The following is a 26,580-nucleotide window of genomic DNA, read 5'->3' as shown; positions in this document are numbered from 1 at the left end:
GTGGGGGGGCTTGGTTTTCTATTCTCCCCGGGGCGGGGGCGCCCCGGGGGCCCGGCGCGGGGGCCCCCGGCCGGGGGGGGGGGCGGGGCGGCCGCCCCCCCCCCCACCCCCGTCGCATGTCCGCAGGTGCGCCCACCGAAGTTCCCGCACCGCCCGACGCCCCGTCATGCTTCGTTCATGCGCCGGTCGCCGGCCTTCGGGTGAATGAGGCCGCCCGCAGTTGTACAGCCAACTGCGCGAGCTCCCTTCTCCCAGCCTCCGTGACCAGCCGTACCCGGCCCCGGCGAACCGTCCCCCGGCGGCCCGGTCCCGGGCGGCGGACAGGACAACCGTGGCCGCAGGCAGCGCCCTGACGCTCAGTTCCTCCACCAACCCCACCGAAGGCGACCGGCTCACCTTCCAGTGGACCACCGACGCCCCCGACGCCAAGAACTGGGTCGGCATCTACGACGGCGGCCGCCAGCCCGGCAACGGCGGCTCGCTGCTGTGGAAGTACACCCCGGGCACCTCGGGCGACGTCCAGCTCGACACCTCCGCGCTGACCGGCGGCCCGTACACCGCCTACCTGCTCGCCAAGGACGGCTACGGCATCCTCGCCAGGACCGAGCCGTTCTCCTTCCGCCCCAAGCCCGCCGTCGTCCGCCCGCACGCCGCCGTGGACGCGTTCACCGCCACGCCCGTCGCCCCGGGCGCCGCCGTGACGGTCCGGCTCGGCGGCCTCTGGTCCCGCCCGGCCGGCAACCCGGCCGGCTCCGCCACCTACCGCAAGGTCGGCGGCCCGGCCTGGGCCTCCGTCAGCGCCGACGGCACGCTCACCGGCACCGCCCCCGCCGCCGGCAAGAACCCCGAGCCGGTGGTCGTCGGCGTCAAGGACAGCACGGGTGCCACCGACACCGTCACCGTCCTGGTCCCGGTGGCGGACCCGGCCGCACCGCTGCGCCTCAAGGCCGCCAGCTGGAACCTGCACGACGCGGGCTCGGCCCACACCGACGCGCTGGAGAAGCAGTTGCGCGTGGTCCTCGCCCAGGGCCTGGACGTGCTCGCCCTGCAGGAGACCGCGGGGGAGCGGGCCAGGACCCTGGCCGACGCCCTCGGCTGGTACGCCTACCAGAGCCCGGGCAGCGTCGGCATCCTCAGCCGCCACCCGCTCACCGACGTCACCGCCCCGACCGCCGAACTGCCCGCCGCCGCGGCCACCCTGCGACTGCCCGGCGGCCGCAGCGTCCGCTTCTGGGCCGCGCACCTGGACGAGGCGGGCTACGGCCCGTACGCCGTCCAGGACGGGCGGAGCGCCGCCGAGGTGGAGGCCGCCGAGAACGGCTCGCTGCGGCTGCGGCAGGCCCGGGCGCTGGCGGCCGCCGTCCGCACCGACATCGCCCGGCGCACCCCGGTGGTGCTGGCCGGCGCGCTCTCCTCGCCCTCGCACCGCGACTGGACGGCCGCCACCGCCGCCGCCCACCAGGGCGTCGGCGCGCTCGCCTGGCCGGTCACCGCGGCCCTCCAGGGGGCCGGACTGACCGACACCTTCCGCGAGGAGTGCCCCGACCCGGTCAAGGCCCCCGGCAACACCTGGTCGCCCACCCGCAAGCGGCGCGGCGACCGTCCGGAGCCGCAGGACCGCGTCGACTACGTCCAGTACGCGGGCCCGCTGAAGCTGGTCGAGGCGCACACCCTGGTCGCCGACTGGCCGCAGCCCGAGCCCGGCTCCGCCGCCAACGAGTGGCCCTCCGACACCGCCGCCGCGGTCGCCACCTTCCGGCTCTGAGCTCCCCGGCTCCCCACCCCCCAGCTCCGAGAGGCCAGTTCGTCATGCCCGAGCTCTCCCGCCGCACCTTCGTCGGCGCCACCGCGGCCGCCGGCGCCACCGCCCTGACCGGTCTGGCGGCCACCCAGGCCGCCGCCGCCCCGGTCCCGGCCCCCGCCCCCGCCCCCGCCGCCGGTGCCAAGCCCGCCGCCCCGCTCACCGGGACCATCAAGGACGTCAGGCACGTCGTCGTCCTGATGCAGGAGAACCGTTCCTTCGACCACTACTTCGGCACCCTGGCCGGCGTCCGCGGCTTCGGCGACAAGCAGGCGCTCCAATTCCCGGACGGCACCGACGTCTTCCGCCAGCCCGACAGCCGGCGCGGCGACGGCGGCGCGATGCTGCCCTACCGGATGGACACCGCCAAGTACAACGCCCAGAACGCCGGCGGCCTCCCGCACGACTGGGCCACCGGCCACCAGGCCATCAACAACGGTGCGATGAACAAGTGGATCGCCGCCAAGGGCGAGCGCACCATGGGCTACTTCACCCGCGACGACATCCCCTACCAGTACGCCCTGGCCGACGCGTTCACCGTCTGCGACGCCTACTTCACCTCGCTGGCCGGCCCCACCGACCCCAACCGCCTCTACCTGTGGACCGGTACCGCCGGCCCCGGCCGGGACGGCACCACCGGCCCGTGGATCGACAACACCCCGGTCACCGACAACCCCGTCGCCGACTGGACCACCTACGCCGAGCGCCTGGAAGCGGCCGGCGTCAGCTGGCGCGTCTACCACAACCCCAGCAAGGACGACCGCACCGGCGACTACGACGACAACGCGCTCTCCTACTTCAAGCAGTTCCACGAGTTCCCGCACGACGACCCGCGGTACGTCAACGCGATGACGAAGTTCGACCCCGCCGACTTCGACCGCCACTGCAAGGACGGCACCCTGCCGACCGTCTCCTGGCTGGTCGCGCCCTACCTGTTCTCCGAGCACCCGGAGGCCGGTCCGGCCTACGGCGCGCACTGGGTCGACCAGGCCCTGCAGTCGCTGATGTCCAACCCGGAGGTCTGGCAGCACACCGTCTTCCTGGTGATGTACGACGAGAACGACGGCTACTTCGACCACATGGTCCCGCCCACCCCCGAGCCGGGCACCCCCGAGGAGTTCACCCAGGGACGGGCCATCGGCCTCGGCAACCGGGTGCCGCTCTGGGTGATCTCGCCCTGGTCGCGCGGCGGCTGGGTCAACTCCCAGGTCTTCGACCACACGTCGGTGCTGCGCTTCATGGAGCTGGTCACCGGGGTGGCCGAGCCCAACATCTCGGCCTGGCGCCGGGCCGTCTGCGGCGACCTCACCAGCTGCTTCGACTTCGCCGCCCCCGAGCACTCGATCCCGGCGCTGCCCGACACCAAGGCCCTGATGGCCAGGGCCGACGCGGGCACCAAGCTGCCCGGCGTCGCGCTGCCGGCGGTCGGCGCCCAGGCGATGCCGGTCCAGGAGCGCGGCGAACGCCCGCACCGGCCGCTTCCGTACCAGCCGTGGGCCGACGTCGAGGCGGACCGGAAGACCGGCAGGGTCACCTGCACGATGAGCAACGACGGCTCGGTGGCCTTCCCGTACACCGTCTACCCGAACATCCTGCTCCCCTTCGCCGGCACCCCGTACACCGTCGCCCCCGGCGCCACCGCCCGCTACGTCTGGGACGCCGCCGCCACCGGCGGCCGCTACGACTTCACCGTGCACGGCCCGGACGGCTTCGTCCGACGCTTCGCCGGCACCGTGGTGCGCGACGGCCAGGACGGCCAGAACGACATCGGCGTGCCGATCGTCACCGCCGACCTGCGCGGCAACCGCGGGCTCACCCTCCAGGTGGCCAACGACGGGATGACCGACGTGGCCTTCACCGCCGCGCCCAACGACTTCGCGGGCACCGCGCAGACCGTCCACGTCAAGCCCGGCAAGCAGGCCGACCTGGCCTGGCCGCTGGACAAGCAGGGCCGCTACGACGTCGTCGTGACCGCCCACACCGGTCAGCGCTTCGTCCAGCGCTACGCGGGCTGGGTGCACTGAGCCCCGGCCGGCCCGGCCGGGGGCGCCGATCCGGTGACCCCCGGCCGTGGCTCGGCCGCCGTGCCGGAGCCCGCCGTTACCGTCGGGCGCATGCAGAAGATCACCACCTTCCTCTGGTTCGACGACCGGGCCGAAGAGGCCGTCGCCTTCTACACCACCCTGTTCCCGGACTCCCGGGTCACCAGGACCAACCGGTACGGCGAGACCGGCCCCGGCCCGGCGGGCTCGGTGATGACCGTCGAGTTCGAGCTCGCCGGCCGCGAGTACACGGCCCTCAACGGCGGTCCGGCGTTCCACTTCACCGAGGCGATCTCGCTCCAGGTGGAGTGCGAGGACCAGCAGGAGGTCGACCGGCTCTGGGCGGAGCTCACCGCGGACGGCGGTCAGCCGGGTCCGTGCGGCTGGCTCAAGGACCGCTACGGCCTCTCCTGGCAGATCACCCCCCGGGTGCTGCTCGACCTGGTCGCGGGCGAGGACCGGGCCAAAGCGGACCGCGTCTTCGCGGCCATGCTGCGGATGCAGAAGATCGAGATCCAGCCGCTGCTCGACGCGGCGCAGGGGTGAGGCCGTGACCGCCTTCGGCCACCGCGGCATCACCTACCTGCGGGCCACCCCCGAGCGGGTCTGGCACGCGCTCACCAACGCCGACGAGTCCGGCCTCTACTGGGGCCACCGCAACGTCTCCACCTGGCTGCTCGGCGCGCCCTGGGAACACCAGCGGACCGACGGCTCCGGGACCGCCGACGTCATCGGCACCGTCGAGGCGGTCGACCGCCCGCACCTGCTGGTCACCACCTGGGCCGGCCCGCAGGAGCAGCACGCCGCCTTCCCCTCCCGGGTCACCTTCGAGCTCCAGGGCTGGCAGGACCTCACCCGGCTCACCGTCACCCACGTGGACCTCGCCGACGAGGCCGCCCGGGCGGACGCCGAACAGGGCTGGTCGGCGGTGCTCGCCAACCTCAAGACCTACCTGGAGACCGGCCACCCGCTGCCGCAGCAGCCCTGGCTGATGCCCTGACCCCTGCCCCCTGGCCCTGACCCTCGGCCCGTGGCGAACGGCGCCCGGCCGGGGCGTGTCCGCCACGGCGGAGCGCCCTACGCCGCCGGGCGCTCCGCGGTGGCGGACCGGCCGCCGCGGGCCCGCTCGCCGCGCAGCAGGCGGCGCAGCGCGGCGTAGCGGGAGAACCGCTCCCGGTTCGCCACCGAGGCCCGGTCCAGCTCCTCCATCAGCCGCCGGCTGCGGTGCTCCAGGTCCATCTCGTCCAGGATGCGGTCCACCTCGGCCAGTATCGAACCGTGCAACTGCCAGGCCTCCGGGTGCTCCTGGACCTTGCGCAGCAGCACCTGGGCGACGTTCTCCCGGCAGGCCCAGGCCGCCGCCAGCTCGGCGGTCAGCCTGTCCTCGGCCTCCTCCGCGTTGCGGCTCACCTGCGTGGTCACCAGCACCGCGTAGCTCACCATCGCGTCGCCCACGTGCGCCAGCAGCTCCTCCAGCCCCGACGCGACGTCCGGCGGGAAGAGCCGTTCGCCGGGCGCGCGCCGCTTGGCCAGGTCGGTCAGCGAGCGGGCCAGCACCCGGATCACCACGACGCAGATCTCCAGGGTGTCCAGCCCGGTGCGCAGCACCAGCCGGGACAGCAGCCCCTCGCTGATCCGCGGGTTGAAGCGCAGGCTGTCCTCCGCCTGGCGCAGCGCCGCGTCCACGTCGGCGATCGCCTGGTCCAGCCGCCGGGCCTCGTGCAGCCGTTCGGCGGCCCGGGCCACCGGGGTGGGGCGGCCCAGTTCCTCGGAGATGTCCAGGAGCAGCTGGCGGGCCCGCCGGGCGAGGTCCTCGATCGACTCCCCGGCGGTGTCCACCCAGACCGGCGGCGCGAACAGCAGGTTGAACAGCAGGCCGACGGCGGCGCCGATGAGCGTCTCCAGCACCCGGTCCCAGGCTTGCGAGGCCAGCTTGGTCACGCCCAGGATCAGCATCGCGCTGATCGCGACCTCCTGGACGAACTCCTCGACCCGGACGAACCGGCCGACGACCAGCGAGGCCAGGATGATCAGCCCGAGGCTCCACCAGGAGAGCCCGACCACGGCGCTGAACCCGATCGCGATCAGCACCCCGACCACCACCGAGTTGACCCGGCGGATGCTGGTCTTCAGCGTCGAGTAGACGGTGACCTGGACGACCAGCAGCGCGGTCAGCGGCGCCGTCAGCGGGGCGGGCTCGCTGCTCAGCTGCGTCGCCACCGCGTAGGCGATGGTGGCCGCCACGGTGGCCCGGACGGTCTGGACCACGAAGGGTTCTCGGGCGCTGCGGCGGACCAGGTCCGCGAGGGACTCCGGGAGAAGGGCCATGTCGCCCTTCTTTCCCCGCATCCGCCGTTCACACCGCTCCCGGGGCACTCCGGCACCCGTACGCCCGCATCGGGCCGGGTCGGGCCGGGCCGGCGCACCGCCGGGGCCCGCTAGCTGTCGCGGTTGAAGCGCAGCTTCCAGGGGGCCAGCGCGGACTCGACCTGCACGCCCATGCTCATCTTCGAGGCGCCCTCGATCCGCTCCTCGAAACGGATCGGCACCTCGCGGATCGACAGGCCCTGCTTGACGACCCGGTAGTTCATCTCGACCTGGAACGAGTAGCCGTTGCTCTGCACGGTCGGCAGGTCGATGGCGCGCAGGGCGCTCGCGCGCCAGGCCTTGAACCCGGCGGTGGCGTCCCTGACCCCGAGGCTCAGGATCGCGTTGACGTAGAAGTTCGCCCAGGCGGACAGCGCCTTGCGGTGCCAGGGCCACTCCTCGGCGGTCGAGCCGCCGGGGACGTAGCGCGAGCCCAGCACCACGGCGGTGTCGTCGGCGAGCAGCGTCTCGACCATCACGGGTATCACCGAGGCCGGGTGGGACAGGTCGGCGTCCATCTGCACCACCACGTCGGCGCCCTCGTCCAGGGCCTTGGCCATGCCGGCCAGGTAGGCGCGGCCGAGGCCGTCCTTCTCGGTGCGGTGCAGCACGCCCACGGTGCCGCCGGAGTCCGCGGCCAGCTTGTCGGCGATCTCGCCGGTGCCGTCGGGGGAGTTGTCGTCGACCACCAGCAGGTGCAGGTTGGGCACCGGAAGCTCCGCGAGCATGCCCGCGAGGACCGGGAGGTTCTCCCGCTCGTTGTACGTGGGGACGACCACAACGACCTTGGGGGAGGCCTCGACCATGTTCTGTTTCCCTCGTGCCTGCTCCGGATGGGACCGTGCGAGTCTATCCGGCGTGGCGGCCGGCTCCCGCCCCGGCCGGGGCGGAAACCCGTTCGACCGCGATGGGCCGATGTGGGAGGCTGCCGCCGCCCTTTCCGAACGCCGACCCGGAGCCCTCCTTGACGATTCGTCGCAGCACCGCTCTGCCCGTCACCGCCCTGGTCCTCGCACTGGCCACGCTGACCGGCTGCGGCGCCGACGGCGCCGCTCCGCCGAAGGCCGCCCCCACGGCCGGAGCGTCCGCCGGCGCCACCGCCGCACCGGCCGACGCCACGGGCGCACCGGCCGACGCCACGGGCGCACCGGCCGACGCGACCGGAGCCTTCGACCCCGCCGTCGCGATCGCCCACCGCTCCCGGGAGCCGTACGCCGCGAGCCTTGAGATGACCGTCGAGAGGGGCGAGGGCGGAGAGAAGGAGCTGACCACCGTCACCGGCCGGTCGAACCACAACACTCCGGCCGAGGGATCCCGTACGGAGGCGAAGATGGTCCGCGGGTCCTCCGTCCTGGCCTGGGAGGAGAGGGTGATCATCGACCAGGCCGTCTACCGGCGGAACAAGGAGAACGGTGAGACCCGGTGGACGACTGATCAGAAGCCCCCGGCGAGCGCCGGGGTCGGCGCATACGACGACGACGGCTACGCCAAGGTCCTGCTGGACGCCGGGCCCGCCGCCCGCAAGGGCATGGAGACCGAGGCGGGCGTGCCGGTGTTCCACCTGAGCGCCCGGCTCTCACCGGCCGAGCTGCGCCGCGCGGACCCGAGCTACGGGGTCGGGCGGCAGAACGAGGGCACGGACGCGGCCGACTGCGAGCTGTGGATCGACCGGCTCGGCCGGACCGTCCGCAGCGAGCAGTCGACGGTGGTCGCCGGCAAGCCGGTCGTGACGAAGGAACGCGTCTCGGACTTCGGCCCCGCGGAGACTTTCACCCCGCCGGCCACCGGCTGAGCCGCCCCCCGCTACGCCGTGCCGTAGACGGCGGCGAGGTTGTCCTGGGCCGGGCGGGCCCGGCCGGCCGGGCCGGCGGCGAAGGCGCGCAGGACGTTCTCGGTGACCTGGCGGACCAGGTCCCCGGCGTGCGCGTCGATGCCGTGGTCGGCCCTGCCGCCGCCGGGGCCGCGGGCGTCCAGCGCCTCGACCCAGCGCATCGTCCCGGTGGCGAACACCCCGGCGCCGCCCGGCACGGTGCAGTAGGCGGTGTCGGAGTGGGAGCGGCGGCCGTCGCAGACCACGGGGGAGTGGGCGATCACCTCGATCGGGCGCGGGGTGGGGAAGCCGGTGTCCACCCGGTCGTACTCGACCCCGACCAGGTGCGGGAACGAGGCCCCGGCCGCGACGCCCGTTCCCTCGAAGGCCCAGTGCCCGGGCGAGGTGACCACGTACGGGGCGTCCACCGGGTAGCCGTCGTAGATGACGCCGAGCATCGAGCTCTCCGGGTCGGCGCCCGGGCCGGCCCGGAAGTCGGTGGTCGCCGGGGCGCCCGACAGGTGGCCCGGGTCCTGTGCCCAGGCGTCCTTGTAGCAGACCACCGTGCGGTCCGGCCCGAGGTCGGTCGGCTCGAACCGGACCCGGCGGAAGCAGCAGTTGGCGCCCAGGATCGCCAGGTTGGTCCCGGCGTCGCGGGCGGCGACCACGTTGGCCCGCTGCTCGGGCGACCAGTACTCGTCGTGGCCGAGCGACAGGACGGCGGCGGCCCCGGTCAGCAGGCCGGGCTCGCGGGCCACGTCGATGCCGGTGGTGTAGGCGAGCGGCAGGCCGAGCCGCTCGGCGAGGGCTACCAGGGGCGCCTCGTAGACCAGGAACAGCCCGGCGCCGTGGTCGTAGTCGTACGGACGGTCGAAGACGGCCTTCAGCGAGCGGGTGGCCAGGCCGCCGGTCGGGCCGTTGTAGAGGCTGTAGCCGCCCCACTCGTTGTAGGCCTGCCAGGTCGCCGGGGCGCTCATGATCACGGTCCTGCCGGCGGTGCTCGCCGAGCGGACGGTGAGCGGGACGTAGCGCCGGCCGGAACCGTCCTCGGCGTCCAGGCGCAGCAGGTAGGCGCCCTCGGGCCAGCCGGCGGTGTCCACCGCGAGGGTGCGCTGCCAGCCGGTCAGCACGGTGCGGGTCTCCGGGTCCACGTGCGGCGCGGCCTGCCGGCTGCCCGGGACGTGCTCGCGGCGCCAGACCAGCCGGGCGCGGGCGCCGTCGTACCAGCCCATCCGGTAGGCGGAGACGGTGAAGGCCGCGGCCGGGGTGGAGACGTGCAGGCCGAAGGGCTCGCCGGGCAGGACGCTGACCCGGTCGGCGAAGCCCGCGATGGCGTCGTCCGGGCCGGGGTCGGTGATCTCCCAGTCGGGGTTGCCGGGGCGGGAGCGCTCGCTCGTCGGCCCGGTGTGCCCGTCGGGGGCCGGGCTGCCGGGGGCGCTCGGGGCGGAGGAGGCCGCCGTGGCCGCCGCGGCGGACGGCTGCGCGGCGGCGGCCGGGGCCGGGGCCGGGCGGGGGTGGCCGCAGGAGGTGACGGCGGCCGCCATCAGGCCCAGGCCCAGAATCCTGCGCCGGCTCGGCTCCGCCACCGCGACCTCCGTGTTTCCTCGTGCGTGCCCGTGTCCGGGGCCGTGGGCGCGTCGACCCGGTCGGTGGCGGCGCGCTGGGGGCCGCCGGTCCGGTGGGTCGGCCGCGCGGACATCCTCGCGTGTTTCGCGAGGCCCGTGCGGGCCGCCGCGCCGGACCGCAGCCGTCGCCGGGCTCCGTGGGGGCGCCACTGGGGCGCTTCAGGGGCGCCGCGGGGCGCCGGCGAAGGCGGCCGGGACGGCCCGCGACCGGGCAGGGCCGTACGGGCGCACCCGGGTGTGTCGACCGGCGCGGTCGCCCTGCCCCGGCGGGCCGGTCCCCTAGCCTGACCAGGCGCGCCGTCCGGCGGCCGCAGGGGGTCCGGAGCCGTCCGCGCCCGGCCGAGTCGTGGACAGGGGTGCACGTGGTTTCGTCGGGGTCGGCCGAAGCGGGGGCGGGGCAGGACTCCCGGCGCGGGCGGTTCCGGGCCTGGATGCTGGAGGGCCTGGCCGAAAAGGCCAAGCAGCACCCCGGCCCGCACGCCGAGGTTCCGCACGAGGAGGGCCGGCGCTGGTGGCGGGTCATGTGCCTGACCGGCCTGGACTACTTCTCCACGCTCGGCTACCAGCCCGGCATCGCCGCGCTCGCGGCCGGGCTGGTCTCGCCGCTGGCGACCATCGTGCTGGTGGCCGTCACCCTGCTGGGCGCGCTGCCGGTCTACCGGAGGGTGGCCCAGGAGAGCCCGCACGGCCAGGGTTCGATCGCGATGCTGGAACGGCTGCTGTCCTTCTGGCAGGGCAAGCTCTTCGTGCTCACCCTGCTGGGTTTCGCCGCCACCGACTTCATGATCACCATCACCCTGTCCGCCGCCGACGCCAGCGCGCACCTGGTGGAGAACCCGCACCTGCACGACGCGCTGACCGGCAAGCAGATCATGCTGACCATGATCATGATCGCGCTGCTCGGCGCCGTCTTCCTCAAGGGCTTCAGCGAGGCGATCGGCCTGGCCGTGGTGCTGGTCGCGGTGTACCTCTCGCTCAACGTCGTGGTGGTGGCCAACGGGCTGTGGCACGTGTTCAGCGAGCCGCAGCTGTTCACCGAGTGGACGGACGCGCTGACCGTGGAGCACGGCAACGCGATCGCGATGATCGGCGTCGCGCTGATCGTCTTCCCGAAGCTGGCGCTCGGCCTGTCCGGCTTCGAGACCGGCGTCGCCGTGATGCCGCACATCGAGGGCGACCCGGACGACACCGAGGAGAAGCCCACCGGCCGGATCCGCGGCGCCCGCAAGCTGCTGACCACCGCCGCCGCGATCATGAGCGTCTTCCTGATCACCACCAGCTTCATCACCACGCTGCTCATCCCGCCGGACCAGTTCGAGCCCGGCGGCCAGGCCAACGGTCGGGCGCTCGCCTTCCTCGCCCACGAGTACCTGGGCAGCACCTTCGGCAGCGTCTACGACCTCTCCACGATCGCCATCCTCTGGTTCGCCGGGGCCTCCGCGATGGCCGGGCTGCTCAACCTGATGCCGCGCTACCTGCCCCGCTACGGCATGGCCCCGCACTGGGCCCGCGCGGTGCGGCCGACCGTCGTCGTGCTCACCCTGATCGCCTTCCTGGTGACCTGGATCTTCGACGCCAACGTGGACGCCCAGGGCGGCGCCTACGCGACCGGCGTGCTGGTGCTGATCAGCTCCGCCGCCATCGCCGTCACCATCGCCGCCCACAAGGCCGGGCAGCGCCGCTGGCGGGCCGGCTTCGCGGTGATCGCCGCGGTGTTCCTCTACACCACGGCGGTGAACATCGCCGAGCGGCCGGACGGGGTCAAGATCGGCGCCTGCTTCATCGCGGGCATCATGCTGGTCTCGTTCCTCTCCCGGCTCAAGCGCGCCTTCGAACTGCGCGTCACCGACGTGGTGCTGGATGACGTCGCGGAACGGTTCGTCCGGGACTACACCCACCGCCCGCTGCGGCTGATCGCCAACGAACCGAACAGCCGCGACCTCGCCGAGTACCGTGACAAGATCCACCAGATCCGGCGGGACAACGACATCCCGGCCGAGGACGACCTGGTCTTCGTCGAGGTCACCGTGCTCGACCCGTCCGACTTCGAGGCCGAACTGACCGTGCGCGGCGAGGTGCTGCACGACCGCTACCGGGTGCTCACCCTGGAGAGCTCCAGCGTGCCCAACGCCCTGGCGGCCCTGCTGCTCCGGGTGCGCGACCTCACCGGGCAGCAGCCGCACATCTACTTCGAATGGACCGAGGGCAACCCGTTCGCCCAGTTCCTGCGGTTCTTCCTGTTCGGACAGGGCGAGATCGCCCCGGTCACCCGCGAGGTGCTGCGCGAGGCCGAACCGGACCGCTCACGCCGACCGGCCGTCCACGTGGGCTGAGCGCCCGGCCGACGGCGGCCAGCACGGCGCGTGACCGGGCCCTCCCGGCTTCGGGACGGAACGGCGCGCCGGCCGCTCAGCGGTTCTGGTGGGATCTGCTCCACGCCGGGGCGACGAAGGCCACCAGGGCCACGGCGAAGACGATCTGCAGGATGTGGCGGATCCAGTCGATCCCCGAGGTGTGGCGGACACCGATCCAGCCGGAGACGGCGTTGCCGAGCCAGGCCCCGGCGGCGCCGAGCAGCATGGTCAGCCACCAGGGGATCGACTGCGGTCCGCGCAGGATGAGTTTGGCGATCACGCCCAGCACGAAGCCGATGAGCAGAATCCACAGGAGCTGGAACATCGCAGTCCACCTTCCGGGCGCACCCGGGCCGACGGCCCGGTGCGCCGAATCGCCGATGACGCGGTTCGTCCCATGATCACCCGGATCGGGCGAACGGGCACGTCGACCGGGGACCGCGCAGGTCGGCGGCGTGCCACCGGGCCGCTCCCGGCCGGGACGGGAGAGAACCCGCCGCAGGTCGGGCCGGAAATCCGCTGTCCGCCGTCGCGGCCGCACGGATAGGAATGGGCGGGACGCGGACGTGCCGCGTCGCCGAGAGGAGCCGACCCCCGTGATTCGACTTCGTTCCGCCGCGCTGACCCTGGGCTGCGCCGCCGCCGCGCTCACCCTCACCATGGGGACGGCCCAGGCCGCGCCCGGCGACACCAGCACCAGCTGCTCCTCCTCGCTGACGCCGACCGGCTTCGTGGACGTCCAGTGGTGGAACAGCGCCGGCTGCGGCTCCGGGTTCACCCCGAACACCAAGAAGATCATGCAGCTCACCGGCTACCCGGTCGGCACCGTCGTCAACGCCTGCGCCTCCACCTGGCCGCCGGCCGGCTGGACGATCGTGAGCACCTTCTACAGCTCCGGCTGTCAGTACTCCGCGGTGCCGAGCCTGGAGAAGAACTCCTGGCAGCTCAAGCGCGTCTCCTGACGCCGACGCACGACCCGGCGCCGACGCGCGATCCGGCGCCGGGGCCCGAACCCGGCCGGGACCTCAGAGGTCCCGGACCGCCGCGACGGCCTCGCGGACCCGCGGGTGCGGATCCTCCGCCAGGCCGTCCAGCAGTTCGGCGACGCCCGGGGTGGACCAGCGGCCGACGGCCCGAACCAGGTCCTCGCGCACCTCCGGGGCCGGATGGGAGGCCAGCCGGGCGAGCCGGTCCACCGGGCCGCGCCGGCGCAGTCCGAACCAGTGCAGCGCGGAGCGCAGTTCGGCCGGGTCGCCCGGTTCGCCGGCCGCCGCGATCCGCGCGAGCACCACGGGCACGGGCGGCGGCGGGCCGTCCAGCGGGTGCGGGTGGCGCTCGCGCAGCCGGCGGCCGCCGTACTCGCCGTAGATCCGGCAGCCCTGACAGGTGCAGGGCCGGGTGCCGTGGGCGCCCGGCACGTAGCGCCAGCTGGTGACCTGCGGCACGGCGCGGACCCGGTGCACCTCGCGGGCGCCCACCGCGCGCGGCAGGAACACCTCCCAGCCGCGCGGGTCGGCCAGTGCGCCGATCCGCCGGACCGCCTCGGCCGCGCGCAGCGGCTGCTGGACGCCCCGGGCCCGGTCGCGGTAGTGGCCGGCCAGGACCTCCTGCTCGTCGTCCAGCCGGAGGTGCACCGCGACCAGCGCGCCCTTGGGGCCGAACCGGGCCAGCTCGCGCAGCCACTGGTGGGTCAGCGTGTACGAGGGCAGCACGGGGAAGCAGTACACCCCGCGCGCGCCGCCCTGGCCCCGGCTGTCGGCGCGGATCCCGGCGCGGCGGATGCGCGGCGCGTTCGCCGCGGCGGTCAGGTGCACGAACATCGCCATGGGGCGCGATCCTAGCGAGCGACCGTCGGCGCTCCGAGCGATTTTCCGGGTGCCACCGCCGGGCGGGTAGGCGGCCCGGCGGTCCGGGGAGGCCCCGCGGGTCAGGCGGTGTCCGCACGCGTCAGGCGGTGTCCGCGCGGCGCTCGATCAGGGCGGCCAGTCCGTCCAGGATGCGCTCCAGGCCGAACTCCAGCGCCTGGTCGCGGCCGCCCGGATCGGCCATGGCGGCGGCGACCGCGGGGAAGCGGTCGGCGTGCTCCCGGACCACGGTGCCGAGGGCGGCGAGGAGTTCGGCCTCGGGGGTGGCGGCCGACCCGGCGGCGCGGGCCTGCGCGGCGATCCCGCGTACGTGCCCGGTGAGCAGGACGGCGGCGTCCATCCGTTCGGGGCCGGTCAGCCCGTGGCCGTCGAGTGCCGTCACCACCCCTTCCAGCCAGGAGAGTTCCTTCGGGCCGATGACCCGCGCGCCGACGGTGGCGTCCAGCAGCCACGGGTGGCGGGCGAAGGACTCGGCCAAGTGGTGGGCCCAGGCGGTGAGTTGATCCCGCCAGTCGGCCCCCTCCGAGGCGTCCGGGGGCGCGTCGACGGCCGACTCGACCATCAGGGCGATCAGTTCGGCCTTGCCGGGGACGTAGCGGTAGAGCGACATCTTGGTGAAGTCGAGCAGTCCGGCCACCTTCTGCATGGAGACCGAGGCGAGTCCCTCCGCGTCGGCGACCTCGACCCCGGCCGCGGCGATCCGCTCCAGGCTCAGGGCCGGCTTCGGCCCCCGGGTGGGTCTGGCCGGCGGCCCCCAGAGCAGTCGCACCGTGTCGTTCGCCGCCTCGGCCATCATCCGCTCCGTCCTGGGCCGCGGCCTGGGGGGTTGTCCTTCCAGGCCAACTGTGTCTACCGTACACAGCAACGAACAGTGTCCGCGAGACACAGTTTTCTGATTCCCGGACGGAGTGGTTTCCATGAGCACCAAGGTCCTGATCTCGGGCGCGAGCATCGCCGGCCCCGCGCTGGCCCACTGGCTGGGCCGGTACGGCTTCGAGGTGACCGTGGTCGAGCTGGCCCCCGCACTGCGCGACGGCGGCCAGGACGTCGACTTCCGCGGCCGCACCCACCTGACCGTGCTGGAGCGGATGGGAGTCCTGGAGGAACTGCGCACGCTCGGCACCGGCGGCAGCCCGATGACCTTCGTGGGCCCCGACGGGCGCCAGCTGCTGCACCTGCCCGCCGAATTCGCCGGCGGCGACCTGGAGGTCCCGCGCGGGGAACTCGCCCAACTGCTCCACCGGCACAGCAGCGCCCGCGCCGAGTACGTCTTCGGCGACTCGGTCACCGCACTGGAGGAGACCCCGGGCGGAGTCCGGGTCACCTTCCGGCACGCGGCACCACGCGAGTTCGACCTGGTGATCGGCGCCGACGGGCTGCACTCCACCGTCCGCCGGCTCGCCTTCGGCCCCGAGCGGCGCTACGTCCGCCACCTCGGCTACTACGCGGCCACCTGGCAGCTGCCCAACGACCTCGGGCTGCCGACGGGCGCGGTCGGCCTCAACGCCCCCGGCCGGCTGATGTCCGTCGGCGCCGCCCACCGCGACCCGGACCGGGCCGGCGCGTTCTGCCTCTTCGCCTCGCCCGAGCTGCGCCACGACCGCCACGACCCGGCGCGGCAGAAGGCGCTGGTCCGGGCCGCCTTCACGGGCCTCGGCTGGCGGGTGCCGCAGCTGCTGGAGAGCCTGGACGCCGCCCCCGAGCTGTACTTCGACTCGATCAGCCGCGCCGACGTGCCCGCCTGGTCGACCGGCCGGATCGCCCTGATCGGCGACGCCGCCTGCGGGGCGACCATCGGCGGCATGGGTACCGGCACGGCGGTGGTGGCCGCGTACGTCCTGGCGGGCGAGCTGGCCCGGGCGCGCGGCGACCACCGGGCCGCCTTCGGGCGGTACGAGCAACTGCTGCGCGGCTACGCGCAGGGCTGCCAGAAGGGCGGGGACCGGACCGGGCCGTTCCTCGCCCCGCGCACGGCCGCGGGCCTGCGGTTCCGCAACGCGCTGCTCAACCGGCGCTGGGCGCTGGAGCGGATGCTGGAGCTGGGAAAGCGGGTCAGCAGCGTCGAACTGCCGGACTACGAGCGCGAGTCGCGCCGTCCGAGGGAACTCGCCGGCTGACCGGCGACACCCGGTGCGGCACCAGGAGCCTCCACCCGGACGGTCCCGCGAGTCGATCGTGCGACGGCCGCGCCCTCCCGGGTGGCCGGCGGACGTACGACGGACATCCGGCGGGCCACCGCTGGAAGAACGTTCGACGAGCGGCGGCCGCCCTCCCGCCGCCGAGCAGGGGGTCTGCCCGCCCGCCCGGTTCGGCGGGGCTGTCGTGGAGGGCCCGGACCCCGGAGGATCCCGGTACCGCCCCGCCGACCTTCCAGGGACCCCGCATGCCTCGCCTCGCCACCCGGGCCGGCGCCGCCGCCGCACTGGCCGCCGCGTTCGCCCTCGCCACGGCCGCCCCCGCCCCCGCCGACCCTCCGGCGCCCGTCAGCACCGACCTGGTCGGCATGGGCGCCCCCGCCGCCGACGCGCTCCTCAACAAGCTCGCGGCGGACTACAACGCCTCGCTCGCGGCGGCCGGGGACACCACCTCACCCCGGCTGTACAGCTGGGACGCCCGGGGATCCGGCACGATCACCTCCAAGGCGGGGGCCACCACCGTCTTCCGGCCGGCCAACACCAAGCAGGCCCTGAACACCCTGGTGGCCAACACCGGGGCCACGGTCGACTTCGTCCGGCTGAGCCGGCCGCCGCAGCAGACCGACCCGATCTCGATCGACTTCATCCCGTTCGTGAAGGACGCGGTGACCTGGGCGGCCCCGGCGGGTGGCAACGCGCCGAACAACCTGACGAGCTTCCAGCTGCGGTCGATCTACGCCTGCGACATCACCAACTGGCGGCAGATCGACTCCCGGCTGCCGGACGCGACGATCAGGCCGGTGGTGCCCGGCTACTTCTCCTCGACTTCCAGCTACCGCCGATCGACCTACACCTCCGACGAGATGACCGCCTTCGCGTCCGGCGCCGTGAACGGCGGCGATCCGGGTGCCTTCTACGCGGGCCCGTGCGTGACCTCCGGTGTCGCGGACGACCAGGGCGAGGACGCGGTCCTGCACGATCCGAACGCGATCGTCCCGTACTCGGTCGGCCGCTGGCTCGGCCAGGTGACCGGCGGGCACCGTAAGCCGGGCGACGACCCCGGGGTGCTGGTGCCGAAGAACCTGGACGGAGTGGCCCCGACGGACGGCGGTGAGATCAGCGAGTACCTCCTCCAGAGCTGGTACGGCCGGGTCCTCTACCTCGGGGTGCGGGACGGCGACTGGAGGGGCGTCGGCCCGGAGGGCTGGTTCTGCACCTCCCCGGTCGCCGAGGCGGACGTCCGGAGCCACGGCTTCCTGCCGATGGGCTCCTTCGCCTGCGGGACGACCGTGCACGCGTGATCCCGTCGGGGGCGTGGTGCCGGGGGATGTGCGGCCGGGGGTGCGTCCCCGGCGGACCCGGTGCCGGGAGCGTGCTCGCGGGCCGGGGTGTCGGGAACGTGTTCACGGGCGGGGGTGTCGGGAACGTGTTCGCGGGCGGGGGCCCAAGGTCCCACCCGTTCGGCCCCTTGGCCCCTGGCGATCGGCGCCGCCGCGAGCGATGCTGCCGGTACCGGCCGGGACGATCCGCGTCCGGTCGGAGCAGGATCGTTGGACGAGGTGAACCGGCGTGCGGCATGCCACCGTCGAATCCGTGATGACCAGCCCCGTCGTCCTGGTCTCCCCCGAGACCGGATTCCGGGAGATCGTGACGCTGCTGAGCGAGTACGACATCACCGGCGTGCCGGTGGTGGACCCGGAGGCGCGCCCGCTCGGCGTGGTCTCGGAGGCCGACCTGCTGCGGACCCTGGCCGCGCAGGAGGACCCGGCCAGCCTGCTGCCCGCGCCCGAGTCGGCGCAGGCGGGCCCGAACGGCGAGGTGACCGCGGCCGATCTGATGACGGCGCAACCGGTCTGCACCACGCCGGACACCAGCATCGTCGCGGCGGCGCGGCTGATGAGCCGGCACGGCCTGAAGCGGCTGCCGGTGCTGGACGAGGAGGGGCGGGTCATCGGCATGGTCAGCCGCGGCGACCTGCTGCGGGTGTTCCTGCGCGAGGACGTGGTGATCCGGCGCGAGATCGTCGAGGAGGTGCTCGGCCGGATCGACGGGGTCAGCCCGGCGCAGGTCGGGGTGGAGGTCAACCAGGGGCGGGTGGTGCTCAGCGGCACCGTGCCCGAGCAACACCTGGTGCCGATCGTGCTCAACCTGTGCCGCTCGGTGGACGGGGTGGTCTCGGTGACCGACCGGCTCGGGGCCGAAGGGGCGGCGCCGGTCGGCTGACCGGCCGCGCCGCCCCCGATTCGCACGTTCGTCCCGGACCCGAACGATCCGCTTCGCATACTGCGGAGGGTATCGGGTAACTCACCCTGTGTGCCCGTCAGTGCGGACTGCCGGGACGGCGGAGCTTCGGGGAGGCGGCCGTGGCAGTCGTGTTCGACGCGGACTTCACTTCGACCAGTCAGTGGATCGCCGGGCGCAGCAGCGCCTATCCCCGGATGGGGCCGACCAACCGGAGCGACCACAAACTCGACTACCTCAACCGCGACTACTGCCCCGACGGGGTGTTCGCGGCCGTCCGGCGGCACAGCGGCGGGCTGTGGAGCTGCAACCTGCTGACCACCGAGGGCAGTCCGGACGGCTTCCAGCTCCGTGCCGGGGACGTGCTGTCGGCGAGCGTGACACTGCCCGTCGAGCTCGGCGCCTGGCCGGCGATCTGGACCTGGCGGGACGGCGGCAACGAGGTGGACGTCTTCGAGTACCACCCGGACAACCCCGACCTGCTGGAGATCTCCAATCACGTTCGGGGCGGCTACCGGTACTGGCACGGCGCGGGCTCCGGGATCGGGCCGGGGGCGACCTTCGATCTGCGGGTGGTGCTCGGCGCGAACTCGGTGGACTGGTACGTGGAGGACGAGCTGGTCTACGCGGACCTGCACGGCGTCGGGTCCGGTTGGCACGCGTACCTGATCGTCAACATGTCGGTGGCGGACGGGACGTACCACGACCGGCCGCCCTACGGCGGGCCGGACCGGCTCAGCTGGGTCTGCCGCGGCCTCCGGGTCGAACGCTGAGCGGGCGGGCGCCGAGCGGGCGGGCGGGCTCACGGGTGCCCGAGGTGACGGCGCTCCGTGGGGCTCCTGCGACTCGTCGGGTGCCTACGGTTCGTGGGGTGCGAAGGCGGCGGTGATCGGGCCGCGCGGGGCGTACCCGCCGCGCGGGTCGAGCGGGGTGAGCAGGGTGTGCGGATCGCGTGGGCCGTACAGGCCCTGCGGACCGTTCCGGCCGTTCTGGCCGTACAGGCCGTTCGCGCCCGGTGGACCGGGCCGGCCGGAACGCTGGAACCAGACCGCCCGGCGGTGCGGGCCGATGTGGGCGGGGTCGGTCACGTACAGGTCGTCACGCGGGGCGCGCTCGTTGCCCGGGGCGAGCGCCGCGTCCACGGCGCGGTCGGCGAGCGCGCGCAGCAGCGCGGCGGCGGTGCTCTCGGCGGCGGCCGGCGCGATGGCGAGGGCGGTGAGCTCGGCCCAGAGCGCGGTGGTGACGTAGCCGATCGGGGAGTGGCCGAGCGACGGGACGGGGCGCGGGTCCGGGTGGCGCCGCAGCACCCCGGCGGCGACGAGCTGCTCGGGGGAGCGGTCGTCGTCCGGCGGCCGGAAGGCCGTGGGTGGCTGCTGAGCCGTGGGCCACTCGGGGTGGGACACGGGCGGCGGATGGTGGGTCACGAGCGGCACGCTACCCCGGTGGGCGCCGCGCCGGGCACCGGACCGTTTTCTCAGGCTTCCCTCATGCCGCTTTCACCGGTGGCGGGCGCACGATGGTGGTAGGCGCTGCTCACCTCGGCGGGCCCCGACGGGGGCCGGAGGAGGAGGTCCTGATGAGGTACTGGCACGGACACGACCACGTCGTGGGTGGCTGGGGCATGGGGCTGATGGCGTTCGGGACGCTGCTGCTCCTGGTGATCGCCGTGCTCCTGGCCGTGGCCCTGTTCCGCTACTTCTCGCGCTCGCGGCAGCCGATCCCGCCCGGTCGGGCGGCTCCGGGCGCGGGCGGCCCGCAGGGCTGGGGCCAGGCGGGGCAGGGGGGCCAAGGGGGCTGGGGGACGCCACCGGAGCAGGTGCTCGCGGAGCGGTTCGCCCGGGGTGAGATCGACGCGGAGGAGTACCGGCACCGACTGGAGACGCTGCGTTCGGCGAACGGGCCGGGCGGCGATTGATTCCGGTGGCGATCGGTCCGGCGGCGATCGACCCCGGGGCGACACGGAGCGGGCCTGCCGCACTTCGGGTGCGGCGGGCCCGCTCAGTCGCCGGGGGGCGGGGCCGTGGTCTGCCGGTCGGGGGGCGGCGGGGTGTCGGTGACCGGCCGATGGCCGGGTGCCTACTCGACGACCAGCTCGACCGGGATGTTGCCCCGGGTGGCGCGGGAGTACGGGCAGACCTCGTGCGCCTGCTTGACCAGCAGCTCGCCGGTCTCGCCCGCGAGGGACTCGGGCAGCTCGACGCGCAGCACGACGGCGAGGCCGAAGCCGGCCCCGTCCTTGCCGATGGACACCTCGGCGGTCACCGAGACCTCGCTGGTGTCCACCCGGGCCTGCCGGCCGACCAGGCCGAGGGCGCTGGCGAAGCAGGCGGCGTAGCCGGCGGCGAAGAGCTGCTCGGGGTTGGTGCCCTGGCCGCTGCCACCGAGCGCGGGCGGCATGGCGAGGGCGAGGTCCAGCTGTCCGTCGGAGCTGACGGCACGGCCCTCCCGGCCGTTGGCGGTGGCGGCTGCGGTGTAGAGCGCGTCCATGGTGGCGTCCCTTCAGGTCCTGGGTGTTCCTGCGGCCGGTGGTCCGGGCGGTTGCCGGTCCGGCGTGCTTCGCGGCGGCCGCTGGGTCGTCGCTGCGCTGAGACCAGTAGAGCACGCAATTCAATTGCGCACAACTCAATGGCGTGATGGTGATCGGTACCATGGGTCCATGACCACCCATTCCGGCATGGCCGACGAGGAGCTGCTCCGCCTCGACCGGCAGATCTGCTTCTCGCTCAACGCGGCCTCCCGCGCCTTCGGAGGCGTGTACCGGGTGCTGCTGCGGGACCTCGGGCTGACCTACCCGCAGTACCTGGTGATGCTGGTGCTGTGGGAGGAGGGCGAGCTGCCCGTCAAGCGGATCGGCGAGCGGCTGCGGCTGGACTCCGGGACGCTCTCCCCGCTGCTCAAGCGACTGGAGGCGGCCGGACTGGTGCGCCGCGAGCGGAGTGCGGAGGACGAGCGGTCGGTCACCGTCCGGCCGACCCCCGAGGGGTCGGCGCTGCGTGAGCGGGCCGGGCAGGTCCCGCGCCGGCTGCTCGCGGCGACCGGGCTGCCGGTCGAGGACCTGGCCGCGCTGCGCGGACTGCTGGACCGGGTGACCGCCGCGCTGGACGCGGCGGAGGTGGAGCCGGCTCCGTAGGGGGCGAAGCGGCCGGTGTCGGGGGGGGGGGGCGGCCGGCGGGGGGTCGGGTGGTGGGGGGGGGGGGGGGGGGGGGCGGGGGGGGGGGGGGGGTGGGGGGTGCGGTCGTGGGGCTTGTCAAGCCACCCTCCCGCACCCTGTGATCTGGGTCACATTGTTGCCCCTCGGGCCGGGCTCGTGAGGGCGAAGCGCCAGGTCAGCCACGCTGTTCGGAAGTGAACGGAAACGTTCGGCAATTGTCCGCCCGATCCGGTCAACAACCCGGAGCTCCCGGACGGTTACACCACGAGCCCCCAAGGGGCCGTCGGCGTGCCACCCGGTGGGCCGGCCAGCCGACCGATGAAAGGGGGGCCGCGTGAGCACTCCCGGGCCGGGCGAGGAGCGGGGCCTGCGAGCCGACCCGCTCGGCGACCTGCCGAACGACTTCGAGGCCTTCTTCACTCGCGAGAACTCCGGGTACCTCCGTTACGCCCAGCAGCGCCTGCGGCACCGTGAGGACGCCCAGGACGCCGTCCAGAACGCGGGCACCACGCTCTACAAGAACTGGCGCCGGGCCCTGGCCAGCCCCGATCCGCAGGCCTTCGCCTTCAAGATCGTCAAGGACGCGGTCGTGGACGTGCTGCGCGAGCGCCGCCGCACCGAACGCAAGCGACTGCGGGTGATCGCCCAGCGCCGTCCCGACACCAGCCAGGACGAGCTGAACGAACTCGCCGAACTGGACGCCCTGGACTGGGCGATGGAGGAGCTCGCGCGGGCCGCCCCGGTCCAGGCCGACGTGGTGCGGCTGCGCCAGGCGGGACTCTCCTACCACGACATCGGACGGTCCCTCGGCATCGCGCACACCACCGCCCGCACCTACTACAGCCTCGGACGGCGCCACCTGGAGTACCTGTTGGAGCACCCGGACGACGACGGGGCGCGGACATGAAGGTCGTGGACCTGCTGCGCGTGCACGCCGGTGAGCTGGCCCGCGAGTTCGACGACCACGATCCGGTGGACTTCACGCGTCGGCTGGCCGAGCGGCTCGCCGCCGTTCGACGGCCCGCCCCGGCCGTGCGCGAACGCCCCGCCAGGCCGCCCGCCGGTGCCCGGCCGCCGCACGCGCCGGCCTCGGGGCCGAGCCCGGGACCGGCGGCGGGGACGGGGACGGGCGCCGGGCTGGGCACGGGTGCCGGGGCGGGCGCCGGCTCCGGTCCGGGGGCGGGACCCGGTCCCGGGGCGCTCCCCGGGCAGACCCGGTGGGCCGGAGGGCGGGCGGAGCTGCGGCGCGACCTGCGGCACCTGTGCGCGGGGGTGGCGGGCGCGGTGGAGCCGGGCGAGCTGGCCCTGGACCTCGAACTCGCCGAGAAGACCGCCTTCCGCACCCTGGGCTGCCTGCTGTACGGCATGGGGCGCACGGCGGACGGCGTCTTCTGGTGGCGGATAGCCGCCCAGTACGGGGACCAGCTGGCCGTGCACTGCCTGGCGGTGCACTACACGGCCGAGGGCGAGCGGTGCGACGCGGCCCACTGGGCGGCCCAGGCCCAGGACCTCAGCGCCCCGGGCCGGCTGCCGGAGCTGGCGCCGGACGTCCGGCCGGGCGGGGCGGCGGAGCTGGCGCGGGTGCTGGCGGAGCGCTACGACGGCGAGATCCTGCTGACGGTGCGGGAAGCGGTCGCGGCGCGGCCGGGGGCCGACCCCGGGCGGTTGGCGGTCCGGGCGGTACGGGGGCGGGGAGTGGTGCGGATCCGGTGACCGGGTGCGGCTGTCGGGGCGGCCGGTGTGGGGGCGCGTGCCGGGCTGGGGCGGGGGAGCATGCGGGCCGGGGGGCTTGGGGGCCGGGGGGAGGGCAGGGGGTCAGGTGAGCCCGGAAACGGCGGCGCCCAGGTACTCCGCGCCGAGCAGCAGCGGGACGACGACCATGATCGCCGCGTTGTGGGTGGCCGTCCAGGCCCGCAACTCGCCGAGGGAGCGCCGTGTGCGGCCGTCGGCCCGCAGGTGGACCGCGAAGGGCACCAGGGTGCCCAGCGAACCGAGCAGCACCAGCACGGCGGCCGCCACCGCCGCCTCCCGGCCACCGGTCGGGGCGGCGGCGATGGAGGCGGCCCCGCCGACGGCCGGGACGAGGGTGTTCGGACGGGTCACGACCAGGACCACGGCGAGACCGGCGGACCGGGCGGCGGACAGCCGGTCGATCGAGAGCAGCCAGACCGGCGGGGCGGTGACCCGGCCGGGGCGCGGCCGCTCGCGCCACTGCCGGGCGGCCAGCAGGAGGAGCACGACACCGAGGGCGAGCTTCAGCCAGGACGGCCAGGTCGGCGTGGTGCCGGTGGGGTTCCACGCGGTTCCCGCCGCCACGACGGCGGCCACCACCGCGGTCAGGCCGAGCAGCCAGCCGGCCGTGAAGGCGATCCCGTTGGCCCGGCCGCGCGGTGAGGCGAGGATCAGGAGCAGGGCGATCAGCGGCAGCGGGGAGAGCGCGACCGCCACCGCGGAGGCCAGCATCGGGCCGATCGCCTCGCCCATCCCCGCACCTGCCCTTCCCGCCGCCGGGCGCCGTCCGCCATTCAGCTACCGACGGGCGGGCGGCGCACGGCCGGTGCCGCCGTTAGGGTGAGGGCGGAGCGGAGCGCGGGTGCGGGCGGGTGCGGGGATCGGCGCCGAGGGGCGCCGAAGGGTGCCGACGTGTGGGTGCGGGCGGGTGCGGGGGTGGGCGCCGACGGGCGGGTGCGGGCGGAGGGTGAGGCGGAGAGCGACGGAGGGCCGCCGCACCACCGGGGTGCGACGGCCCTCCGCGGGCACGGGCCGCGTCAGTCGGTGCCGGACTCGATCGCCGCGAGGTCGAGCGCGGTGGGGTCCTTCTCGTCACCGTTGCCGGCGGCGATGGGAGCCGCACCGCCCGGGGCGAGCTCGCCGATCAGGCCGCTCCACGGCGCCAGCTGGCCGTGCACCGCGTACTGCTCCAGCTTGCTGCGGGAGTCGGCGATGTCGAGGTTGCGCATGGTCAGCTGGCCGATGCGGTCGTCCGGGACGAACGCGGCGTCGACGCTGCGCTCCATCGACAGCTTCTCCGGGTGGTAGCTGAAGTGGGGGCCCTGGGTGTCGAGGACCGAGTAGTCCTGGCCGCGCCGCAGCCGCAGGGTGACGCTGCCGGTGACCGGGTGGCCGATCCAGCGCTGGATGCTGTCCCGGAGCATCAGCGACTGCGGGTCGAACCAGCGGCCCTCGTACAGCAGCCGGCCGAGCCGCCGGCCCTGGGTGTGGTACGTGGCGATGGTGTCCTCGTTGTGGATGGCGTTGAGCAGCCGCTCGTAGGCGATGTGCAGCAGCGCCATGCCGGGGGCCTCGTAGATGCCCCGGCTCTTGGCCTCGATGATGCGGTTCTCGATCTGGTCCGACATGCCCAGACCGTGCCGGCCGCCGATGGTGTTGGCCTCGCGGACCAGGTCGACGGCGCCGGCGAACTCCTGGCCGTTGATCCGGACCGGGCGGCCGAACTCGAACTCGACGGTGACGTCCTCGGTCAGGATCTCGACCTCGGGGTCCCAGAAGGCCACGCCCATGATCGGGCTGACGATCTCCAGGGAGGTGTCCAGGTACTCCAGCCGCTTGGCCTCGTGGGTGGCGCCCCAGATGTTGGCGTCGGTGGAGTAGGCCTTCTCGGCGGAGTCCCGGTACGGCAGGTCGCGCTCGGCGAGCCACTCGGACATCTCCTTGCGGCCGCCGAGCTGGTCGACGAAGGCCTGGTCCAGCCACGGCTTGTAGATCCGCAGGTTGGGGTTGGCCAGCAGGCCGTAGCGGTAGAACCGCTCGATGTCGTTGCCCTTGTAGGTGGAGCCGTCGCCCCAGATGGAGACGCCGTCCTCCTGCATGGCGCGCACCAGCAGGGTGCCGGTCACCGCGCGGCCGAGCGGGGTGGTGTTGAAGTACGTCTGCCCGGCGGAGCGGATGTGGAAGGCGCCGCAGGCGAGGGCGGCCAGGCCCTCCTCGACCAGCTCGGCCCGGCAGTCGACCAGCCGGGCCTGCTCGGCGCCGTACGCGCGGCCACGGGCCGGGACGTCGGCGAGGTTCGGCTCGTCGTACTGGCCGATGTCGGCCGTGTAGGCGTAGGGGAACGCACCGTGCTCGCGCATCCACGCGACGGCGACGGAGGTGTCCAACCCACCGGAGAATGCGATGCCGATCCGTTCACCGACCGGCAGCTTGCTCAAGACCTTCGACATGGATGCACCCTTGACCCGCATGGCGGGCCCCTGATCTAGCGATGTGTGACGGGATTCGGCGTAATCGATCCGATGCCCGAACTCTGGCATAGATTTGCAGAGTAATGCAAGAGCATACGAAAGCCTGGGTGGCCGCAGAGGGCTGCCCGGCCGCCGCGTATCGGGCGGTGATCCTGCCGACTCGCTTGGCCCGACGGGTAGTTGCGGCCGATCAGGGGGTCGGGGCGGGTGCCCGGGTGCGCAGCCAGGCGGTACGGGAGGCGAGCGTGCCCAGCCCGAGGGCGACCAGGTGGCCGGCGTCGGCCAGCTGCTGATCCAGCGCCCAGGCGGCGGCCAGGGCCACGGCGAGCGCCGACAGTCCGAAGCGACGCAGCGGACGCGGGCCGAGCGCGAGGAGGCAGGCACCGGTCGCGACCAGGCCGTAACTGATGCCCACGTCCCGGGCGCGGGAGAGCGCGCCCGGGATGCGGGCCGTCAGCATCACCCACATGGCGCCCTCGGTGAGCAGGGTGGCGCCCAGGTGCCCGAAGACGAAGACCGCACCGGCCCGGGCCGGACCCCAGCGCCACTCGGCCAGGCCCAGGACGACGGCGACCGCCGCGATACCCGCCCAGGACGGGACCCCGTCGACCACGAGGCCGCTGGTGAACACGGTCCACCACTGGCCAAGTTCCAGGTGATGGACGTTGCTGCTGTTGTGCCGCACGAACCGGGCCCGCTCGGCATGGCCCTGGCTCGCCAGCCAGGAGGCCGTCACGGTCAGCAGCAGGACGTACGCCGTGGTGAGGCGCAGCCGGACGGCGGCTCTCAGCGCGGGGTGCCGGGAAGCCGCGGGGCCGGTCGGTGTCCTCGTGGCGAGGCGATCGCTCATCGTGCCTGGTGCCCTTGTTCGGCGGTTCCCGGAACCGGCTCGCCCGGTGCGCGGCGGGAAGGCCGCGGCCGGGACGGTCCGAGCGTCAGCGTACGCGAACGGCCGGAAGGCGCCGGGGCCGGAGGCGGGGTGCCGGG

26 protein-coding genes are annotated in these 26,580 nt (G+C 74.3%); 15 read left to right on the top strand and 11 right to left on the bottom strand.

What is annotated here, in order from left to right; all coding sequences use genetic code 11:
* Positions 1-331: 331 nt before the first annotated feature.
* From ACFVHV_RS15775 to ACFVHV_RS15760, 4 genes are all read left to right on the top strand, one after another.
* Positions 332-1,765: an endonuclease/exonuclease/phosphatase family protein gene (locus ACFVHV_RS15775; protein WP_380351604.1), complete on the top strand. Its 1,434-nt coding sequence runs from the start codon at positions 332-334 to the stop codon at positions 1,763-1,765.
* Between the two features lie 44 nt (positions 1,766-1,809).
* On the top strand, positions 1,810-3,825 hold the full coding sequence (locus ACFVHV_RS15770) for a phosphocholine-specific phospholipase C (RefSeq protein WP_380351602.1): 2,016 nt from the start codon (positions 1,810-1,812) through the stop codon (positions 3,823-3,825).
* 90 nt (positions 3,826-3,915) lie between these two features.
* Positions 3,916-4,389: a VOC family protein gene (locus ACFVHV_RS15765; RefSeq protein ID WP_359903924.1), complete on the top strand. Its 474-nt coding sequence runs from the start codon at positions 3,916-3,918 to the stop codon at positions 4,387-4,389.
* Positions 4,390-4,393: 4 nt separating this feature from the next.
* Positions 4,394-4,843, top strand: coding sequence for an SRPBCC domain-containing protein (locus tag ACFVHV_RS15760; RefSeq protein ID WP_380351600.1), 450 nt, complete (start codon positions 4,394-4,396; stop codon positions 4,841-4,843).
* A gap of 77 nt (positions 4,844-4,920) precedes the next feature.
* Here the strand turns inward: ACFVHV_RS15760 and ACFVHV_RS15755 are convergent, their stop codons facing one another.
* Positions 4,921-6,171, bottom strand: coding sequence for an aromatic acid exporter family protein (locus ACFVHV_RS15755; RefSeq protein WP_359903930.1), 1,251 nt, complete (start codon positions 6,169-6,171; stop codon positions 4,921-4,923).
* Between the two features lie 110 nt (positions 6,172-6,281).
* Complete coding sequence (locus ACFVHV_RS15750; RefSeq protein WP_359903933.1) at positions 6,282-7,016, bottom strand: polyprenol monophosphomannose synthase; 735 nt, start codon at positions 7,014-7,016, stop codon at positions 6,282-6,284.
* Positions 7,017-7,174: 158 nt separating this feature from the next.
* On the opposite strand from ACFVHV_RS15750, the gene ACFVHV_RS15745 reads away from it, so the two are divergent.
* Positions 7,175-8,002, top strand: coding sequence for a hypothetical protein (locus ACFVHV_RS15745; RefSeq protein ID WP_380351598.1), 828 nt, complete (start codon positions 7,175-7,177; stop codon positions 8,000-8,002).
* Between the two features lie 11 nt (positions 8,003-8,013).
* Here ACFVHV_RS15745 and ACFVHV_RS15740 read toward each other — a convergent pair whose 3' ends face one another.
* Positions 8,014-9,606 (bottom strand): N,N-dimethylformamidase beta subunit family domain-containing protein, encoded by a 1,593-nt coding sequence (locus ACFVHV_RS15740; protein ID WP_380351597.1) that lies wholly within the window; start codon positions 9,604-9,606, stop codon positions 8,014-8,016.
* A gap of 470 nt (positions 9,607-10,076) precedes the next feature.
* Between ACFVHV_RS15740 and ACFVHV_RS15735 the strand changes: the two genes are divergently transcribed.
* Positions 10,077-11,978: an amino acid transporter gene (locus ACFVHV_RS15735; protein WP_359904117.1), complete on the top strand. Its 1,902-nt coding sequence runs from the start codon at positions 10,077-10,079 to the stop codon at positions 11,976-11,978.
* A gap of 76 nt (positions 11,979-12,054) precedes the next feature.
* Here ACFVHV_RS15735 and ACFVHV_RS15730 read toward each other — a convergent pair whose 3' ends face one another.
* Positions 12,055-12,324, bottom strand: coding sequence for a GlsB/YeaQ/YmgE family stress response membrane protein (locus ACFVHV_RS15730; RefSeq protein ID WP_359903939.1), 270 nt, complete (start codon positions 12,322-12,324; stop codon positions 12,055-12,057).
* Positions 12,325-12,595: 271 nt separating this feature from the next.
* Between ACFVHV_RS15730 and ACFVHV_RS15725 the strand changes: the two genes are divergently transcribed.
* Entirely contained in the window at positions 12,596-12,961 is a 366-nt protein-coding gene (locus tag ACFVHV_RS15725; protein WP_359903942.1) for a hypothetical protein, read from the top strand.
* Between the two features lie 63 nt (positions 12,962-13,024).
* Here the strand turns inward: ACFVHV_RS15725 and ACFVHV_RS15720 are convergent, their stop codons facing one another.
* Both ACFVHV_RS15720 and ACFVHV_RS15715 read right to left on the bottom strand, forming a co-directional pair.
* Positions 13,025-13,825: a HEAT repeat domain-containing protein gene (locus tag ACFVHV_RS15720; RefSeq protein ID WP_380351595.1), complete on the bottom strand. Its 801-nt coding sequence runs from the start codon at positions 13,823-13,825 to the stop codon at positions 13,025-13,027.
* Between the two features lie 121 nt (positions 13,826-13,946).
* A complete protein-coding gene (locus ACFVHV_RS15715) occupies positions 13,947-14,660 on the bottom strand; it encodes a TetR/AcrR family transcriptional regulator (RefSeq protein WP_359903948.1) in 714 nt (237 codons plus the stop codon).
* A 121-nt stretch (positions 14,661-14,781) separates the two neighbouring features.
* Here ACFVHV_RS15715 and ACFVHV_RS15710 point away from each other — a divergent pair, with 121 nt between their 5' ends.
* The 4 genes from ACFVHV_RS15710 (at position 14,782) to ACFVHV_RS15695 (ending at position 19,013) form a co-directional block, all read left to right on the top strand.
* Positions 14,782-15,981, top strand: coding sequence for an FAD-dependent monooxygenase (locus tag ACFVHV_RS15710; protein WP_380351593.1), 1,200 nt, complete (start codon positions 14,782-14,784; stop codon positions 15,979-15,981).
* 266 nt (positions 15,982-16,247) lie between these two features.
* Positions 16,248-17,300, top strand: coding sequence for a substrate-binding domain-containing protein (locus tag ACFVHV_RS15705; RefSeq protein WP_380351591.1), 1,053 nt, complete (start codon positions 16,248-16,250; stop codon positions 17,298-17,300).
* A gap of 295 nt (positions 17,301-17,595) precedes the next feature.
* Positions 17,596-18,222, top strand: coding sequence for a CBS domain-containing protein (locus tag ACFVHV_RS15700; RefSeq protein WP_359904120.1), 627 nt, complete (start codon positions 17,596-17,598; stop codon positions 18,220-18,222).
* 140 nt (positions 18,223-18,362) lie between these two features.
* Entirely contained in the window at positions 18,363-19,013 is a 651-nt protein-coding gene (locus ACFVHV_RS15695; protein WP_359903956.1) for a beta-glucanase, read from the top strand.
* Positions 19,014-19,097: 84 nt separating this feature from the next.
* Here ACFVHV_RS15695 and ACFVHV_RS15690 read toward each other — a convergent pair whose 3' ends face one another.
* On the bottom strand, positions 19,098-19,664 hold the full coding sequence (locus ACFVHV_RS15690; protein WP_380351590.1) for a hypothetical protein: 567 nt from the start codon (positions 19,662-19,664) through the stop codon (positions 19,098-19,100).
* A gap of 152 nt (positions 19,665-19,816) precedes the next feature.
* Between ACFVHV_RS15690 and ACFVHV_RS15685 the strand changes: the two genes are divergently transcribed.
* Positions 19,817-20,155, top strand: a complete 339-nt coding sequence (locus tag ACFVHV_RS15685; protein ID WP_380351588.1) for an SHOCT domain-containing protein — start codon at positions 19,817-19,819, stop codon at positions 20,153-20,155.
* Positions 20,156-20,316: 161 nt separating this feature from the next.
* Here the strand turns inward: ACFVHV_RS15685 and ACFVHV_RS15680 are convergent, their stop codons facing one another.
* A complete protein-coding gene (locus ACFVHV_RS15680; protein WP_355266881.1) occupies positions 20,317-20,727 on the bottom strand; it encodes an organic hydroperoxide resistance protein in 411 nt (136 codons plus the stop codon).
* A 169-nt stretch (positions 20,728-20,896) separates the two neighbouring features.
* Here ACFVHV_RS15680 and ACFVHV_RS15675 point away from each other — a divergent pair, with 169 nt between their 5' ends.
* From ACFVHV_RS15675 to ACFVHV_RS15665, 3 genes are all read left to right on the top strand, one after another.
* On the top strand, positions 20,897-21,370 hold the full coding sequence (locus tag ACFVHV_RS15675) for a MarR family transcriptional regulator (RefSeq protein ID WP_359903964.1): 474 nt from the start codon (positions 20,897-20,899) through the stop codon (positions 21,368-21,370).
* Between the two features lie 355 nt (positions 21,371-21,725).
* Positions 21,726-22,298: a sigma-70 family RNA polymerase sigma factor gene (locus tag ACFVHV_RS15670; protein ID WP_359903967.1), complete on the top strand. Its 573-nt coding sequence runs from the start codon at positions 21,726-21,728 to the stop codon at positions 22,296-22,298.
* On the top strand, positions 22,295-23,104 hold the full coding sequence (locus ACFVHV_RS15665) for a hypothetical protein (protein ID WP_380351586.1): 810 nt from the start codon (positions 22,295-22,297) through the stop codon (positions 23,102-23,104). Before ACFVHV_RS15670 ends, ACFVHV_RS15665 begins: the two co-directional genes overlap by 4 nt.
* A gap of 102 nt (positions 23,105-23,206) precedes the next feature.
* Here the strand turns inward: ACFVHV_RS15665 and ACFVHV_RS15660 are convergent, their stop codons facing one another.
* The 3 genes from ACFVHV_RS15660 to ACFVHV_RS15650 all read right to left on the bottom strand — a co-directional run bounded on the left by ACFVHV_RS15660 (position 23,207) and on the right by ACFVHV_RS15650 (position 26,443).
* Positions 23,207-23,875 (bottom strand): GAP family protein, encoded by a 669-nt coding sequence (locus tag ACFVHV_RS15660; RefSeq protein WP_380351585.1) that lies wholly within the window; start codon positions 23,873-23,875, stop codon positions 23,207-23,209.
* Between the two features lie 284 nt (positions 23,876-24,159).
* Complete coding sequence (gene argG / locus ACFVHV_RS15655) at positions 24,160-25,572, bottom strand: argininosuccinate synthase (RefSeq protein WP_359903975.1); 1,413 nt, start codon at positions 25,570-25,572, stop codon at positions 24,160-24,162.
* A gap of 211 nt (positions 25,573-25,783) precedes the next feature.
* The gene (locus tag ACFVHV_RS15650) at positions 25,784-26,443 is read right to left on the bottom strand and encodes a rhomboid-like protein (protein WP_380351583.1); all 660 of its coding nucleotides are present in this window, start codon (positions 26,441-26,443) and stop codon (positions 25,784-25,786) included.
* Positions 26,444-26,580 lie beyond the last annotated feature (137 nt).

Source organism: Kitasatospora sp. NPDC127116, from assembly GCF_042677365.1.
GTDB classification, from domain to species: domain Bacteria; phylum Actinomycetota; class Actinomycetes; order Streptomycetales; family Streptomycetaceae; genus Kitasatospora; species Kitasatospora lactacystinica.
Note: the sequence above shows the minus strand (reverse complement) of the source record. Positions and strands in the feature narration are given on the sequence as shown.